Annotated in this window: 2 tRNA genes; both read right to left on the minus strand. The window is 41.0% G+C overall.

Features of this window, described 5'->3' with window-relative positions:
- Window positions 1–97: 97 nt before the first annotated feature.
- Window positions 98–173, minus strand: a tRNA-Ala gene (locus tag LQ688_RS13935).
- A 21-nt stretch (window positions 174–194) separates the two neighbouring features.
- Window positions 195–271: transfer RNA gene (locus LQ688_RS13940), tRNA-Ile, on the minus strand.
- Between the last annotated feature and the right edge of the window lie 100 nt (window positions 272–371).

Raw genomic sequence — 371 nt, forward strand, 5'->3', positions numbered from 1 at the left:
TATTAAGCTTGTTGAATTTCGTTAAAAATTCACTCGGTTTTTTGCTTGGTAAAATCTATTTGCTTACTTATCTAGTTTTCAATGTGCAAAATAATAATGGTGGAGACTAGCGGGATCGAACCGCTGACCTCCTGCGTGCAAAGCAGGCGCTCTCCCATCTGAGCTAAGCCCCCGTAATGGGTAATTTAATTTAATGGTGGGCCTAAATGGACTCGAACCATCGACCTCACGCTTATCAGGCGTGCGCTCTAACCAGCTGAGCTATAGGCCCATTCTTAATTTGAATGTCAAATAAACATTCAAAACTGAATACAATATGTCTCCGTTATTCCATGACCTTATGGTCATTCCGTAATATCCTTAGAAAGGAG

Source organism: Mammaliicoccus sp. J-M40, assembly GCF_022386395.1.
GTDB classification, from domain to species: Bacteria; Bacillota; Bacilli; order Staphylococcales; family Staphylococcaceae; genus Mammaliicoccus; species Mammaliicoccus lentus.